Genomic DNA, 15,975 nt, shown 5'->3' with positions numbered 1-15,975 from the left:
ATTTTTAGAATGAAAAGAATTATTATACTTTTCCTTTTTTGTGTGAGTACTAGCTTGTTGGCACAGCAAAACGATTGGGAAAATGAAAAGATAACACAAATAAATAAGGAGACTCCACATGCCACATTATACTACGATGCCTCCTCGAATAATGTTACCCTTTTAAATGGAAAATGGGATTTTGCCTTTTATGATGATATCACAAAAGTGCCAAAAAACCTTAAACCTAATAAGTGGGAAAAAATAGATGTTCCGTCTGCTTGGCAGATGCAAGGATACGGCTCTCCTATCTATACAAATATTACTTATCCATTTGAAAAAAATCCTCCTTTTATCAATTCGAAGGTGGGCAATTCTGTAGGCCTTTATCAGCATCAATTTTCTGTTGAAAAAGACGCTTTAGATCAAGAAGTATTTTTACGTTTTGAAAGCGTTTCTTCTGCATTCTATTTATGGGTCAATGGTGAAAAAGTTGGGTACAGCCAAGACAGTTGGTCACCTGCAGAATTTAATATCACAAAATATTTAAAGGAAGGGAATAACTCTTTAAAAATGCAAGTGATCAGATGGTCTGATGGAAGTTACTTAGAAGACCAAGATGGTTGGAGAATGAGTGGTATTTTTAGAGATGTTTTTCTTATCAAGAGATCAAAATTACATATCAATGATTACTTCATTCAAACAACAGATGTATCGAATAATTCTGCAAAAATTCAACTAGAAATTGATCTTAAAAATACAAATGAAAAAGTTTCTGACTACCAATTAAAATATAGTTTAACCAATAGTAAAGGAAAAATAGTTGTCAAAGGAAATGAGGCGATCAATTCACTTTCATCAACATTTAAGACTACTCTTAAAAAACCAGAGCTTTGGTCGAATGAAACGCCTAACTTATATCAGCTTGACATCTCCCTTTTAAAAGCTGGGAAAGTTGTTGATCAGATTCAAGGTAAAGTCGGTATTAGAGAAATTCTTATTTCTGATAAAAACGAAATTCTATTAAACGGTCAACCAATTACTATAAAAGGCATAAATGTAGTGGAACATGATCCTATTTTTGGTAAATACATCCCAAAAGAGCGTATTGAAAAAACGGTCATGACTTTAAAGAAATACAATTTCAATACAGTTAGAACGTCTCACTACCCCGCTTCCCCTTACTTTTATCAACTATGTGACCAATATGGTTTGTTAGTAATTGATGAAGCTAATGTAGAATCTCATGGTTTTGGTTATAAAGAAAACGAAACTTTAGCCAATAACCCGAAATGGGAAAAACAGCATGTAGAACGTATTGAAGCAATGGTTGAAAGAGACAAAAACCATCCTTCAGTAATTATGTGGTCTTTTGGTAATGAAGCAGGTAATGGTGTAAACATGACTGCAATGCAACGTAAAACTAAAGAGATAGATACTTCTCGACCTACGCATTATCACTTTGCAACGCTACCTTCTTCTTTTGATACTTATGGTGGAGGTTTCCCTTTACATCACAAAAGACAAAATAGATATATCGATATTCCAGATCTTGAAAAAATAGCTCAAGATGGTGTAGATAAACCTTATATTCTGAATGAATATGCCCACGGAATGGGTAATGCTATGGGTAATTTACAAGAGTACCAAGATATTTTTGAAAAGTACCCTGCCATGATTGGTGGTTGCATCTGGGACTTTGTTGATCAAGGAATTACTAAATCTATTGACGGTCAATATGGAAATCAGATTCAAGATGTTGATAAAGCACATCAACAGGCTCAGCTTCCGGGTGAAGATTACTATTGGGCCTTTGGAGGGGATTTTAAACATGATTTCAGTAATGACAATAACTTCTGTATGAATGGAGTGTTTATGTCTGACTTAACACCTACTCCAAAAAGTTTACAGGTAAAACAAGTATTCCAAAATATTGATTTCACAATTCAGGGTGTAAATAAAGTTGTTATTCGTAACGAGTTCTTATTTACTAACCTCAGCGAATTTGATTTCTCATGGAGGCTTCTAAAAAATGGAAAGGAAAGCACTAGTGGAGATCTTCAGGTAAAGCTTTCTCCTTTGGATCAAGGTACTTTTACATTAAAAAATGCTCCGACAGATTTAGATCAAAATGCTGAGTATATTTTACAATTTTCTGTAAAACAAAAAGAAGAAACCGCATGGGCAAAGTCAGGTTATGAAATTGCTTATGCAGAAAAAGTGATTCAACCTTATACATTTAATCCTTTAGATAAAACTATTTCAGCAGCTAAAGTGAATAGTGAAGGCAGAGAGATCGAGATTTCTTCGTCATCATCTAATATTAAGATTGATAAAGGAACAGGTGAAATTGTAGCCTATACCAAAAATGGAAAGAACTTTTTTAATGGAAACATGTCTTTAGATTTCTGGAGAGCTCCGATTGACAATGATAAAAAGTTAATGGAGATGTGGCAGAAAGCAGGTTTCGATAAAATGATGTCCAAAGTACAAAACATTACTATTGAAAATGGACAGGTGAAGATTGAGAAGATACATCAGGCACAAATGTCTAAGTTTATCTATTACACTACTGAAACATTTGGTCTTTCGGAAGAAGGTGAATTATTAATCGATTTAAAATTATCTCCCGAAACTGTAAGGACTAAAGCTGCTACAACTTTACCAAGAGTCGGTTATACGATTAAGGTTACAAAAGATATTGCACATTCTACTTGGTATGGTAAAGGACCAGGATCATCTTACGTAGATCGTAAAGTAGGTATGCAAACGGGTATTTATACAGCATCCATGGAGGAACAGTTTATCAATTATGCGAAACCTCAAGAGAATGGAAACAAATCGTTAGTCAGATGGGTGAAGTTCCACAACGACCAACAAAAAGGGTTAGCAGTAAGAAGTTCGGATTATATCAACTTCTCAATTCGAAAGTATACTGTTGAAGACCTTGAAAATGCATGGAATACTTGGCAATTAGAAGAGCATCAGGATTTCAATATCGTTAATATTGATTTTATCCAAGGTGCTTTAGGAAACGGTTCTTGTGGAGCAATTCCACTTAAAAAGTACTTTGCTCCTGTAACGGAATATCATTTTAATCTTGAAATTGGTTCTATTGACCAAGAGATTGAATTAGGAAAATAAATAGACAGTAATCAATACAATTTAAGGCCTGAGGTGAATAACTTCAGGCCTTTTTTGTTATAGTCGCCTTAATTGTCTTTCAAAATTAGTTAAATCATAATTTACAATCAGACTGTTGTAATGTACAATTTCTTGGAGGTTAGAATTCTCAATTTTGCAGAGTATTAAACATTAAAACAAAGACAAAATGAAAATTTCAAACCGTTACAAGATCTTGGGATTTATTGCTTTAGTAAGTATAATAATATTCGCCTCATTTGATAAAAATGAAATCAATACTAATAAAGTTAGTAAGAGTGAATACGAAGAAGAAGCAATAAAAATCGGAAAATGGGCTATGCCACTCGTTTCATTCTTCGCACAGAAAGAAGCCAATAGAAGAGATATGGGAGCCTTACCCAATCAAATATTATATTGGTCAAAACCATTAGATCACAATAATAAAATTCTTACACCCAATGATGTGGTATTATATATTTCTACTCCAATAGAAACATTTGATGGACCTATGGTTTTAGAAATTCCAAAAGAAGAAAACAATATTGGTTTGTTTGGCTCCATTCTAGACCCTTTCATGGTACCATTAGAAGATATTGGTGGAGCGAATGGAGTCGATAAGGGGTTAGGAGCCAAATTATTAATTACACCTCCACATTATGACAAGGAAATTCCCTCTGACTATATTCAAATTTCATCTGAACATTATAATACAGTTGCTGGTATTAGGGTTACTCCTAAATCTTTTAATGAAAAAGATGTAAATGATGCTATTCAGTTTATTCACAAAATGAAATTGTATCCTTTAGGAACTAATCAAGAAACTGTTTTTGTAGATGGGGAAAATAAACCTTATGATCCAACACCAAAATATGATAAAACCTTCTTTAAATGGGTGAATCACTATATACAAACTGAAAATCATAAAGACATTGACACTGACTTTATTCAAATGTTGAAAAAGTTGGGTATTGAAAAAGGTAAAGTATTTACTCCTGAAGAATCTCATGAAAGAGTGGCTCAACTACTAAAAAAAGAACTACAGGAAGGGTTTAGAAATATAGGTACATCATTTTTCCCAAATTCAAATTGGACTACACCTGTAGATAAAGTTGAACCTTCAACTCAGTTCACCTATGTGGATGAACAAAATAACTACTATTGGGAAACTAGAGCACAAACCTTCCACTGGGCCATTTGGGCTCCCAAACATTTAGGTAAAGAAACATTTTATTTAGTGGGACAAAAAGATGAAAAAAGTGAAGTACTGTCAAGCCAACAAACTTACACTTTAACAGTTCCTGCAGATGTACCTGCTGGCCAATTCTGGTCGGTGAATGTCTACGAACTTGAAACAGGAGGTACATTCTTTAGTGATGTAGAAAAAGTTGCAATTTCTTCTTTAGATGAGGAACTATCACTAAACGGGGATGGGTCTGTAACATTAACCTTTGGTCCTATTTGTCCAGAAGGATATCCTGTATCAAACCATATTCCAACTGTGGGTGAAGGTACTTGGTTCACATTATTTAGGTGGTATGCTCCATTACCAGAATTGTTCTCAACTGCTTCAGATAGATGGGCATTAGGAGATTTTCAAAAGATATAAACTATTCCATTCAGACGATAATAATTAAAAAAGAAAATGAAAAAGACTTTAATATCAATTGCTGCAATAGTAATGTTAGGCTCATGTACAAAAAGTACAATGATAGAACAACCAAAACAAGAATACGAGTTTACTAATGGGTATCCTGCATTATCCGAAATCCCTCAAATTTATGATGAATTAGATTATCAAAGAGCTGTTCAGTCTTATTTATGGGCGACACCTGCAGTAGCTACTTATTCTTTTATTGAAGGTTTAAAAAGAGATTACAAAGCTGATATGTCTACAGTAAATATCTGGGAAAATTCAGCATCACCTAAAACAGTAGTACTTACAGGAAACTCACAATCCATTTATTCTGTAGGATATTTTGATCTGTCAGAAACGGGACCAATGGTTTTAGATATTCCAGAGAATTTATTGGGAATGGTAAATGACATATGGTATTCACCTATAACAGATTTAGGATTGGCAGGTCCAGATAGAGGACAAGGAGGAAAATACCTCATTGTCCCTCCACATTATGAAGGTGAGCTACCAGAAGGTTACCATACCTTCCAATCATCCACCTATTTAAATATCTGGTTGGTTAGGGGCTTTAAAGGAAAAGATGGTTCTTCACCTGTCAACTCGTTGAAGCAAATACAAACTTACCCTCTAAATAAAAAAGACCACCCTCCTAAAATGAAATATAAAATGGTCTCAAATATCAATGCAGATCTTACTTTCCCAACAGACGAGCGTTTCTTTGAGCAGTTATCAAATATTGTCTCAAAAGAAAATATAAGGGATATAGATTTGAGTTACTTAGGTATGTTACAAACTTTAGGTATAGAAAGCGGTAAACCTTTTACCCCTAATGAAAAGCAAAAAAGTATTTTTGTGAAAGCGGCAAAAACCGGTAATGCTATGTCGAGAGCAATTGCATATTCGTCAAGAAATGAACAAAAAAGTCCTTATGAAAATAGTCAGTGGGAATGGATTTTCTTAACGGAGAACCCTAACTTTTATACCCCTAATTATCTTGATTTAGAGGCCAGATTAACCTATACACATCAAGCATGTTTTACTGCAAATGCAATGGTTTTAAAAATGGAAGGTATTGGTTCACAATATATAGCAGCCTATAAAGATAACGAAGGAGTATGGTTAGATGGAGCAAAAAACTATAAACTTACTTTACCTCCAAATGTACCTGTCAGGAACTTTTGGTCACTAATGGTTTATGATGCTGATACCCGATCTATGGTCGTTACAGATACGCAAAAAGCAGGTATAGATTCCTATGGTAATGTGCAGAAAAACAAGGATGGTAGTATTGATCTTTATATGGGACCAGACGCTCCTGAAGGATTAGAAAGCAACTGGGTAAAGACAGACAAAACAACTGGTTTCTTTGTCTACTTAAGGTTATTTGGTCCAGAAAAAGAATTTATGGACAAAACTTGGAGACCAAGTGAAATTCAATTGATAAAATAACTTGATGAAGACTTAACTCCCCTAATTATACTCTTTTAGGGGAGTTTTAAATTAATTTCTGATGGCACTAGGTAAACAATCAAAATTCTTTTTAAAGCTTTTTGTAAAATGGCTTTGATCATTAAATCCCAATGATAAGGCTATATCTGTTAATGATCGGTCAGATGATTCGAGTAATCTATAAGATTCATTAAGTCTTTCTGCGAGCAAATACTGGTATGGAGGCATTCCAAAAACCTTCTTGAAATTTGCTCTGAGCTTTGTCGGTGACATGGCAAATGTTTTACTTAAAGAATCAATATCAGGAGGAGAATCTAAATTCTGTGAAAGTAAATCTCTAATTGCAAATAGTTTACTTAATTCTACATCAGGAATACCGTATTTCTCTTTATCATCATGTCTTTTATAAAGTTGCACAAAAAGGTAGGTACTTAACTCTATAGCCTTAGCTGAGATCAATCCCTTTTTTCCTACTTCAAGGTTTTGATAAGAGAAAATATCTTTGATTAATCTTGAAAAAGTTGGTGTCATACTCTCAAAAAGAATCCATGGAGACTGATTGATCACAATTTCTTCTAATTTATCCCATCTAGATTCAGCAAATTCTAACCATTCTTTAATAGGGATATGTATTGCCAACCATTTTATTTTAGTATTCTTCTTTAGGCGAATATTTTGTTCGGTATATGTATTAAAAAGTGTTGCTCCGTTTTCCTTACCTTCCCCAATAGCAGTTTCATTTTCACCATGAGTGATATCTGATTCTAAGATAAATCTCAAAACCACAGATTTCATCTCATTGGGCTTAATCGTGACATGTGTATCTACTGTTAACTTCCCTTCAAATAAGACAATATGAATATCGCCAAAAAACTTAATGATTTCATAATTAAACAACTCATTATTAGACTCATAACAAAACCCTTTTTCGGAAATAGATCCATCAGGAAATGCTTTTTTAAGATCACCTAAAATACTTCTCTTCGAATCAATAAAACTAAGTTCTATATTCCTCATATCTATGTTCTGATATATCAACAAATAGTTTGAATAGCAATAACATGTGTTTTTTGATACAACGACAATGTTGTTTTTTACAATTTTAGAGATTGTTATCCTTCTACTTTTACAAAATAAAAATTAGGCAAAATAGTACCTCTTTTGTAAATCTAAAATTCTCTCATATTTTATGAAACACATATTATATTCTCTAATATTTCTTATAAAGATACTGTTTTCTTTCAGTTCTTATGGTCAAGATAATATGATGTGGATTCATTATTTCAATAAATTCAACCTCTCTTACAAATATTCTATAGATTCCGACATAGGATATAGAAATAATTTTGATGATATAAAGCGATGGCAGTTTAGAAGTGGTTTAAAATATGATATAAAAGAGAGTTTGAATATTAGAGTTGGTGTAATGTATGTTGATGGACACCGTTCGAACCAGGAATTACGTTTCTATCAGGATATTCTACAAAAAACAAAAATTGGTGAAGTAATACTATCCGGCAGACTTCGTTTTGAAGAACAATTATTTCTACAGAAAAACCTTAATAATAATAGAGTTAGATTCAATCCTATGGCTAAACTCTCTACTGGTTTAGGCTTGCTTTCTTTTGGTATCGAACCCTTTATCCAACTTAGTAATTTTAGTATTTCCAATAATAGATGGTATCTAGGAATTACCAGATATACAAAAAAGAATACACTGATAACTATTCAATACATCAGAGAAAGAAACTATTCTAACTCAGAACTAAACTTTGTTCAGTCTAATCATATGATAAGAATTAAAATTGACCATGTAATCAATCCACTTCGACTACACTAATAATAAAGTCGATTATTATTTACCAAAGCCCTGTTATTATGTACAATTTTTAGGATATCAATCCCACTACTTTTGTTTCATAATCAATCAATAAACCAAATTATACATCATTAATAAGATGAAAATCAATCAATTTATCACAGTATTTATTAGTAGTATATTATTTCTCAATTATAATAAATCTCAAGGACAAAATGATCTAGAAAAATCACCGTGTAACTACAATACCCAGAGTGTAGAGATTACAAATGGAGTACCATCTCCCCATTCATCAGAACAATTATTCAATGCAATGGATTATTATTCAGCAACACTACTTTATATGTGGGCTTTACCATCAGTTGGTTTAAAAGGTTGGGAAAATGCAAACATAGATATGGGAGCAAATTCTTCTTTAGACGGACAAATTAGTCTTTACAGTGGATATGAAGGAGTAGGTGGGATACTTACACCAACTACTGCTGTTACTTATGCTATTTCATTTGTAAATACTGATGTTCATGGGCCTGCAGTATGGGAAATTCCAGCAGGTAGAACCGCTGGGTATGTTGGAGATTACTGGCAAAGGCCCATATTAGATGTGGGTGTTGCTGGAAAAGATAAAGGACAAGGTATAAAGTTACTCATTGTTGGTCCAAACCAAGATGTTCCTGATCATGATGATAGCTATACAGTAATACATAGTCCTACTAATGTCGTTTGGTTGGGAACTAGAAATATGGAAAACAGAGAGGAAGATCATCACAAAGTGAATAATGGGTTTGATTCCTATCCATATTTCAAACCGGAGTTAGCAGGTAGAAAGAAGTTGAGAAAAGATGGAAAAGCTTACAAACAGAGACAACCACATGGAATGGAATATTGGAATAATTTGAATGTGATTATTCAGAGAGAGAAAATGCATAAAAGGGATGAACTATTTTATGGAATGTTGAAGAATATAGGAATTGAAAAAGGAAAACCTTTTCAACCTGATAAACAGTTAACAGCATTATTGACAGAGGCAGAGCGAATAGGGTATCAAATGGCAGTGAACAACACCTTTAAAAAGAGATTTGAAGGAGCAAAATATTATGATGAAAAACGTTGGTATACTACATTAGTACAATCACCAAATCAGCTAAGTGATACCCATGGGCAACTTTTTGAAAGGGCATCATATTTTCATGAGGCAATTGGTTCTACGTGGGCTATGAAAATGACAGGCCCTGGTCCTGGAAGTACATATCTAAGTCAATATGAAACTTCTGATGGACATGGATTTGATGGTGGAAAGAATTATAAGTTAGTGGTTCCTCCTCATGTTCCTGCGAAACAGTTTTGGGCTATTACAATTTATGATAGTGAATACAGAACATTGATCGAAAATGATCAACAAAAAGCTGAATTAAACTCCATCAATGGTTTAAAACAAAATAATGATGGTAGTACTACAATTTTTGTTGGCCCATCTAAACCAGAGGGTTTTGAAAATAATTGGATTCAAACTTCAGAAGGTACTAATTGGTTTACCTATTTCCGTTTATATTTTCCTCAACAACCTTTCTTTGACAAGACATGGCAATTAAATGACTTTGAAGAAGTAGACTAAGTTGTCATAAAAGTTAGTGAAGTGGAGTCCTTACCTCTTTTTTAGAAGTGGTAAGGACTTTTTATTAGCAAGCAATTTTTGAAATGTCATTTTTTACCAATAGCCCGTCATTATGTACAATTTTTAGGGTACTCCTTCCACTACTTTTGTCATGTAGTCATTCATGATGCTTTTGAAAGTGGTTTAGCAACTTGAAATATCAACAGAAGATAAAAACTCAGATTCAAGAGCAGCAAAAAAATTATACACATTTACTTCTAAATCTAAATCATCTATTTAATCAAAAATGAAAACTTATTTTATCATTATCATCGCTTTTACTTCTCTATTTTCATGTCAGAATATTGAGAAATCACAACTTACCACTAAAGAGAAAAAATGGGCCTATGAAGGAGAAACAGGTCCAAAGCACTGGGCAAAATTAGAGGAGGAATCGAATTGTGATGGACTTCACCAATCTCCCATCAATATCATCGATGTCAATACTATCTCTAGTAATGTATTGGATGATGTAAAAGAAATGGACTTCGAAGGTGAAACTACAATTACTTCGATTACCAATAATGGTCATACGATCCAATATAATTTCAATGGAGAACGCAATAAATTGAACTTTAATGACAAGGTATATAAAATGAAACAGTTTCATTTTCATTCTCCTTCTGAACATACAATTAACGGTGTTCGATATCCATTGGAGATCCATGTGGTTCACCATTGTGAAGAAACTGACTCCTATATAGTTTTTGCGATTCTTGTACAACAAGGTGAACCTGACCCATCCTTCATTTTCTTAGAAAGACATTTACCTGTGGGGATTGGGATTACAAAACGTATTGATGAGAGTTATGATTTAGGCGCTACGATCTCAGATATTTTTGGAATGGATTCTATTGGTGTTTACACCTACCAGGGTTCTTTAACAACGCCTCCATGTACTCAGGATGTTCAATGGGTGGTATTAAAGAATGCTAGTACTGCATCAGAACGTCAAATTAAACTATTAGAAACACTGATGCCTAAAAATAATTATAGAGATACTCAGCCAATAAATGGAAGAGCGATATATCACGAAACCATCACTGAATTATTTTAACAGACTCAATATCATCTAAATAATAAATTATGAAAACCATATCAATCTATCTTTTACTACTATTCAGTAGTATCTCTCTCACATTTGCTCAAGGAAACGAAAACGAACCAGAGTTTGATAGAGGCATCATTGACCGTGTTTTTATTCCAAAAGGTCAATGGCTAGTAGGAGCCACTTTTAATTATTCTGAGCATAGTAATGATAATTACCAGATATTAATGCTAAAAAATTGGGAAGGAAAAGGCCATAACTTTAAAGTCAGTCCTTTCTTTGGATACTTCTTAAAAGATAATTTAGCAGTAGGAGGGCGATTTACTTTTGTGAAAAGTGAATTGAATATCGATGCATTAGAACTAGACTTAGGAGAAGATATTAATATTTCTATCGATGGTGTTTCTAATATCTCACAAACTTATTATACATCTATCTTCATGAGAAACTACATTAGTTTAGGGAAAGGGAATCGGTTTGGGTTATTTAATGAAACAAGTATATCATATGGTTATGGGCAATCAAAAAACACAAATATTAAATCTGGCCCTCATGATGTCTCCGGAGTATATTCTACTTCTCATGAACTGAATATTGGGATGTCTCCTGGTATGGTTGCCTTTATCAATAATAATATAGCTCTAGAAGTAAAAATGGATATTATCGGTTTCAATATGAAAACAACCGAACAAATTGAGAATCAAGTAGAAACTGGTTCAAGAAGGACAAGTAGTGCAAGTTTTGATATAGACATTTTCTCATTAAACATTGGCTTAACGCTATTTATCTAAACTCATGAAAAAATTATTTACAATTCTAATCGCTCTTTTTGGACTAAGCGCTTGTATCAAAAATGACATCCCTTTTCCGTATCTATTTGGAGAGATATTATCAATATCAATGGAAGGACAGAGTGATCAATCTTCAATTTCTACAGAACATCAAACTGTTGAAATAAAAGTACCATATGGTACAGATAAGACCCAATTAAGTATTGTTGATTTTGAAATCACTGAAGGTGCAAAATGTACTCCTGATATTAAAGATATGACAGATTTCTCATTACCCGTTCATCTCACAATTACTACCTATCAGGAGTATGACTGGACAATAACTGTAATTGAAGATGACTTTGAAATCAATCTACATCACTTTGAAATTGAAGGACAACTTTCTGCTAGAATAGATAAAGATCTTCAAAGAATTCAAGTAATAATTCCAGATACTTTAGCAATTGAAGACCTTTCTATCACTACATTTGATTACTCTCCAAATGATATAATAGTATCTCCTAACCCTTTTGAAATCCACGATTTCTCCTCTCCTGTAAGTTTCTTTTTTGATGATATCGAATGGATAATAGAAGTAGAATATGACGATGAAGAAATTGAAAAAAGTGGAGACCAGATTCTTTATTCTAATTTCCAATCATGGTACTATGGTGGTCGTAATGCTGGTGAAACACCAAACAATAGAAAGTTTTACATTCCTGGTGAGGACTTTGATACTACTCCATGGCGCACAGGTGATGTCGGAGCTGCCGATTTAGTAGTCGCCACTGGTGTCCGAACCGTTTATCCTTATCCTGATAAAGAAACTTATGAATATACTACCTTAAAAACGACATCTACCCTAGGTGTTGTTGCTGCAGGGTCTTTATTTGTGGGTGATATCAAAGGAAGTGGTTTAAGAGATGTCAAAACAGATTTTGGTATTCCTTTTACTGATAATCCTAAGCGTTTCACCTCTACTATCCAATATTTACCAGAGGTATATAATAATGAACTAGATATGTGCGACATCTATGTTTTGCTACAAGTTAGAGAAGGTAGTGGAGACAATGAAAAACGATATCGATTAGCAACTGCTTGGTATAGATCTGACAAGAACATGGAAACTTTCGAGACTATTGATATACCTTTCTTGTATGGAAATCATAGTGACTTAGCCTCTTATATGCTTCCGGCAGAAGACAATGAAATGATGCCAGAACATGGGTTTGCTTCAGCACAAGCCTCTCCTACACATATAATTGTTGTTTATTCTTCAAGTTTTGATGGAGCAAACTTAAAAGGTGGTGTTGGTAGTGAGTTAAGAGTGAAGGAATTTGAACTGAAATATTAAGGGAAAAAGTTCTAGTAAAAATTACAAGTCTGTTGTTTTTTACCAGCCCTCTGTTGATTTGTACAATTTTAAGGGAATGAATACTTCTACTTTTGTCATGTAATCATTTACCAATCTATTATAAATAATTTAAAAGAAAATGAAACAGAATCCAATTGTAAAAGTCTATGCTAAAATGAAAAAATATGCTGTGATTATGTTCACTTTATTATTCATTTCCATTGTATTTGGAAATGCAGTGAAAGCTCAGAATAATATTCCTTCTTATAGAATTCAAGAATACATAAAATGGTACCCTGCCATAAAACAAATAGAGATGAGAAACCAATGGTTGGAAAAGAACAAATATGGAGAATGGCAAATCTCTGGTTTAGTTACTTCAGATGATAGAACAGTAATTACCCCACAAGCTGATGTGAATTATGGATACTCTTGGTTTAATATAACTGACAAACCTGTTGTTATTACGATGCCGGAATATGATAAATATTTTGCTATGAGTATTTTTGATATGAATCACTTTAGTCAAGTAGTTTTGGCTCCAGAAAAGCCAGTAGTTGTTCGCTTGCCACATCAAAAAAGTCCAATAGAAGATGCGAATGAAATTGTTTTGAATACAAACCAAGGATTGATTTTTACAAGACAGGTGGTCGTAAATAATGAATCTGAAGTAGTAGAATTAGCAAAAAAGATCACTATCTCTGGTGGTGGTGGTGATGCTCCATTTATTGTTCCTGATTTCTCTGAAGAAGAAGTTGCAGCTGGCAATGCTATCATTCAAGAATATGCTCTTACAAAAGTGGTCAATGCTAGAAAATTATTTGGAACTACATACGAGGGAATCGGTGACTTAGATAGAGCTGCTGGTGTTTTCTTAGGTCAATTAGGAACACAATCTTATATAGTGGACTATCAACAATACTTGAAAGACCAATATGGTGAGTCGCTAAATGGTCAAGATAATTATGAAATCACTATTCCTACTGCAGCATTAATGAAGAATGATAAAGGGTATTGGTCAGTAACTGTTTACAGTATGGAGGATCGTTACCTTATTCCAAATAAAAATAATACTTACGTAGTGAACTCTTATACCGCAAAACCAAATGCTGATGGTACGGTAACAGTAAGAATAAACCCTAAAGGAGAAGGTGTTAACGCTATTCCAAATGCTGGAAAGAAATTTTATGCTGTATTTAGAGTATATGAACCAATAATTGGGTTAGAGTTCCCTAGCATTAATAAAGTGACACAAGAATCTAAATAATCACGATCAAGTTTATTTACCTATCTATTTAATCTAAGAGTGGTGAGTTCTTCTCACCACTTCATCACACTCTCAACGATGAAAAATCTTCTATTTACTATTCTAATGTTTTGTCTCTTATTTTCTACTTCATGTATATCAGAAAAACAATTATTTGTTGAAGATCTGCGTAGTGAAATTCCATTTGACAAAGAAGGAAAAATGAACATTGATGTTTACCATAAACGGAATACAATCATTTTTGAACTAGAGCCTGTCAATACTCCTTATACTTCATCTTCTCTCCAAATCTTTAGTTTATTTACTGATCAAGCCATGTTAGATAAAATTGAAATTGGCCAAAAGTCTGTTCTATACCATGCTAAAAATTATTTTAAACAGTACGAAATCCGAATAAAATATACCAATAAACTGGTTTCTACAGGAGTGAAAGACCTTCATTTTGAGGAGGATTGATCCCCTACCAAAAAAATCAACAATCTATAAAAATTAGTACAATGATCGCTATAATTACACAAGCTCTAATTTCTGCTATAAGCATACCTACAGAAGCAGAAAATATCAATATCCATCTATTTAACGGCGAGATTATTTCCATCACAAAAGCAGAATGGAGAAGAGGTAAAAAATATTCTACAGAGGATACTTTCGTTTACAAACGAAAAAAGGAATATCATAAGATTCATCAAAATCAAATTGAGTACATACATTACGAATCGTTAGATACTTATGAAAAGACTGCAGATTTTATGGTTGAGTATGCAGAAATTCATGACCTTGATGAGGATATATTAAAGTATTACCACACCAAAAGACATAGAAGTTCTCGAACATCGCAAACTTTTGCTATTGGTGCATGGACAGTTGGCCTAGTCGCTAACCCTTGGTTTTTATTGGTGGCTCCATTACCCACATCTCAAGCAGTTGGACAGATGAAAACTGTGAATTACAACTATGTTTTAAAAGGTAAAGAGTGGAAAGAAAGTAAAAGAAATCATAAGAATAAAATCAAGGCATTAAAAGAAAAAGCACCTATTCAATAGGCTATTATTTATAACATTATCATTAAATAAAAAAACATGATTAAAACTTTAGATTCATCCGTTAAATATTGGTATTTATTTATTCTTTTAGGTCTCTTATTAATCGGAGGAGGGATAATTACCTTTACCTTTCCATTAGCTACATATATAACGATAGCGATACTATTTGCCTATTTCTTCGTCATAGAAGGCATCTCAGAAGTTATCTTTTCAATTGTAAATCGAAAGAAAATGAAAGGTTGGGGCTGGACATTGCTCTATGGTCTATTTTCTATTATTATTGGAGTCATCTTAATTCTGAATCCGCATATTTCTGTGAATACTATGCCGTTGTATTATGGTATTCTTTTCTTAACTAAATCTATTATTGGAATTTCATTAGCGATCTCTATTCACAAAGAAACAGGTGCTGGTCATGCACTTATTGGAATTGGCGTCACTGGAATTATTATTTCGACAATGCTAATTGTTAACCCCTTTTTTGCTGGTTTCACAATTTTGTTTTCAACGGGTATGACTTTAGTTATTTCTGGAGTTTATAGTTCAGCACTTGGCTTAGAATTTAGAAAATTAAAGAGAGAAATTTCTGTTGAAGCAGAAGATACTAACGTTGTTGAAATAAAAGATCTAAGTTCAAACATTCAAGAAAAGGATATAGAACATTCTTAAAGTTATTGATGGAGACATGAGCTATTGTTATACATCATATCTTGTTGTGTAACAATAGCTTTCATTTTATTAAAGCTTACATAGTAAGCTGTTATTTTTTACAAGTAGAGTGTTATTATGTACAATTTTCAGAAGTCATAAAACTC

At 33.2% G+C, this 15,975-nt stretch carries 13 protein-coding genes; 12 read left to right on the top strand and 1 reads right to left on the bottom strand.

Annotation, left to right across the window (positions count from 1 at the left end; all coding sequences use genetic code 11):
- The first annotated feature begins 9 nt into the window (after positions 1–9).
- The 3 genes from QL232_RS02880 (at position 10) to QL232_RS02870 (ending at position 6,208) form a co-directional block, all read left to right on the top strand.
- A complete protein-coding gene (locus QL232_RS02880) occupies positions 10–3,123 on the top strand; it encodes a glycoside hydrolase family 2 TIM barrel-domain containing protein (protein WP_281612998.1) in 3,114 nt (1,037 codons plus the stop codon).
- Between the two features lie 187 nt (positions 3,124–3,310).
- Positions 3,311–4,729, top strand: coding sequence for a DUF1214 domain-containing protein (locus tag QL232_RS02875; protein WP_281612997.1), 1,419 nt, complete (start codon positions 3,311–3,313; stop codon positions 4,727–4,729).
- 36 nt (positions 4,730–4,765) lie between these two features.
- Positions 4,766–6,208 (top strand): DUF1254 domain-containing protein, encoded by a 1,443-nt coding sequence (locus tag QL232_RS02870; protein ID WP_281612996.1) that lies wholly within the window; start codon positions 4,766–4,768, stop codon positions 6,206–6,208.
- A gap of 51 nt (positions 6,209–6,259) precedes the next feature.
- Here QL232_RS02870 and QL232_RS02865 read toward each other — a convergent pair whose 3' ends face one another.
- On the bottom strand, positions 6,260–7,225 hold the full coding sequence (locus QL232_RS02865; RefSeq protein ID WP_281612995.1) for a helix-turn-helix domain-containing protein: 966 nt from the start codon (positions 7,223–7,225) through the stop codon (positions 6,260–6,262).
- Positions 7,226–7,397: 172 nt separating this feature from the next.
- Between QL232_RS02865 and QL232_RS02860 the strand changes: the two genes are divergently transcribed.
- From QL232_RS02860 to QL232_RS02820, 9 genes are all read left to right on the top strand, one after another.
- Positions 7,398–8,048, top strand: coding sequence for a DUF2490 domain-containing protein (locus tag QL232_RS02860; RefSeq protein ID WP_281612994.1), 651 nt, complete (start codon positions 7,398–7,400; stop codon positions 8,046–8,048).
- 118 nt (positions 8,049–8,166) lie between these two features.
- The gene (locus tag QL232_RS02855) at positions 8,167–9,639 is read left to right on the top strand and encodes a DUF1214 domain-containing protein (protein WP_281612993.1); all 1,473 of its coding nucleotides are present in this window, start codon (positions 8,167–8,169) and stop codon (positions 9,637–9,639) included.
- Between the two features lie 286 nt (positions 9,640–9,925).
- Positions 9,926–10,735, top strand: coding sequence for a carbonic anhydrase family protein (locus QL232_RS02850; protein WP_281612992.1), 810 nt, complete (start codon positions 9,926–9,928; stop codon positions 10,733–10,735).
- Positions 10,736–10,764: 29 nt separating this feature from the next.
- A complete protein-coding gene (locus QL232_RS02845) occupies positions 10,765–11,517 on the top strand; it encodes a hypothetical protein (RefSeq protein ID WP_281612991.1) in 753 nt (250 codons plus the stop codon).
- 4 nt (positions 11,518–11,521) lie between these two features.
- Positions 11,522–12,850 (top strand): PCMD domain-containing protein, encoded by a 1,329-nt coding sequence (locus tag QL232_RS02840; protein ID WP_281612990.1) that lies wholly within the window; start codon positions 11,522–11,524, stop codon positions 12,848–12,850.
- A gap of 139 nt (positions 12,851–12,989) precedes the next feature.
- The gene (locus QL232_RS02835) at positions 12,990–14,117 is read left to right on the top strand and encodes a DUF1214 domain-containing protein (RefSeq protein WP_281612989.1); all 1,128 of its coding nucleotides are present in this window, start codon (positions 12,990–12,992) and stop codon (positions 14,115–14,117) included.
- A 78-nt stretch (positions 14,118–14,195) separates the two neighbouring features.
- A complete protein-coding gene (locus QL232_RS02830) occupies positions 14,196–14,573 on the top strand; it encodes a hypothetical protein (protein ID WP_281612988.1) in 378 nt (125 codons plus the stop codon).
- Between the two features lie 41 nt (positions 14,574–14,614).
- Positions 14,615–15,160 carry a hypothetical protein gene (locus tag QL232_RS02825; protein WP_281612987.1) on the top strand — a complete coding sequence of 182 codons (546 nt, stop codon included), beginning with the start codon at positions 14,615–14,617 and terminating at the stop codon, positions 15,158–15,160.
- 36 nt (positions 15,161–15,196) lie between these two features.
- Entirely contained in the window at positions 15,197–15,829 is a 633-nt protein-coding gene (locus QL232_RS02820) for a DUF308 domain-containing protein (RefSeq protein ID WP_281612986.1), read from the top strand.
- The last annotated feature ends 146 nt before the right edge of the window (positions 15,830–15,975 follow it).

The organism is Flammeovirga sp. SubArs3 (assembly GCF_947387565.1).
Taxonomy (GTDB): domain Bacteria; phylum Bacteroidota; class Bacteroidia; order Cytophagales; family Flammeovirgaceae; genus Flammeovirga; species Flammeovirga agarivorans.
Note: the sequence above shows the minus strand (reverse complement) of the source record. Positions and strands in the feature narration are given on the sequence as shown.

Excerpts from the sequence above, each read along its gene's own strand:
- QL232_RS02880 (WP_281612998.1), top strand. The coding sequence starts at position 10 with ATGAAAAGAATTATTATACTTTTCCTTTTTTGTGTGAGTACTAGCTTG.
- QL232_RS02820 (WP_281612986.1), top strand. The coding sequence starts at position 15,197 with ATGATTAAAACTTTAGATTCATCCGTTAAATATTGGTATTTATTTATT.
- QL232_RS02835 (WP_281612989.1), top strand. The coding sequence starts at position 12,990 with ATGAAACAGAATCCAATTGTAAAAGTCTATGCTAAAATGAAAAAATAT.
- QL232_RS02855 (WP_281612993.1), top strand. The coding sequence starts at position 8,167 with ATGAAAATCAATCAATTTATCACAGTATTTATTAGTAGTATATTATTT.
- QL232_RS02860 (WP_281612994.1), top strand. The coding sequence starts at position 7,398 with ATGAAACACATATTATATTCTCTAATATTTCTTATAAAGATACTGTTT.
- QL232_RS02840 (WP_281612990.1), top strand. The coding sequence starts at position 11,522 with ATGAAAAAATTATTTACAATTCTAATCGCTCTTTTTGGACTAAGCGCT.
- QL232_RS02875 (WP_281612997.1), top strand. The coding sequence starts at position 3,311 with ATGAAAATTTCAAACCGTTACAAGATCTTGGGATTTATTGCTTTAGTA.
- QL232_RS02870 (WP_281612996.1), top strand. The coding sequence starts at position 4,766 with ATGAAAAAGACTTTAATATCAATTGCTGCAATAGTAATGTTAGGCTCA.
- QL232_RS02845 (WP_281612991.1), top strand. The coding sequence starts at position 10,765 with ATGAAAACCATATCAATCTATCTTTTACTACTATTCAGTAGTATCTCT.
- QL232_RS02865 (WP_281612995.1), bottom strand. The coding sequence starts at position 7,225 with ATGAGGAATATAGAACTTAGTTTTATTGATTCGAAGAGAAGTATTTTA.
- QL232_RS02850 (WP_281612992.1), top strand. The coding sequence starts at position 9,926 with ATGAAAACTTATTTTATCATTATCATCGCTTTTACTTCTCTATTTTCA.
- QL232_RS02830 (WP_281612988.1), top strand. The coding sequence starts at position 14,196 with ATGAAAAATCTTCTATTTACTATTCTAATGTTTTGTCTCTTATTTTCT.
- QL232_RS02825 (WP_281612987.1), top strand. The coding sequence starts at position 14,615 with ATGATCGCTATAATTACACAAGCTCTAATTTCTGCTATAAGCATACCT.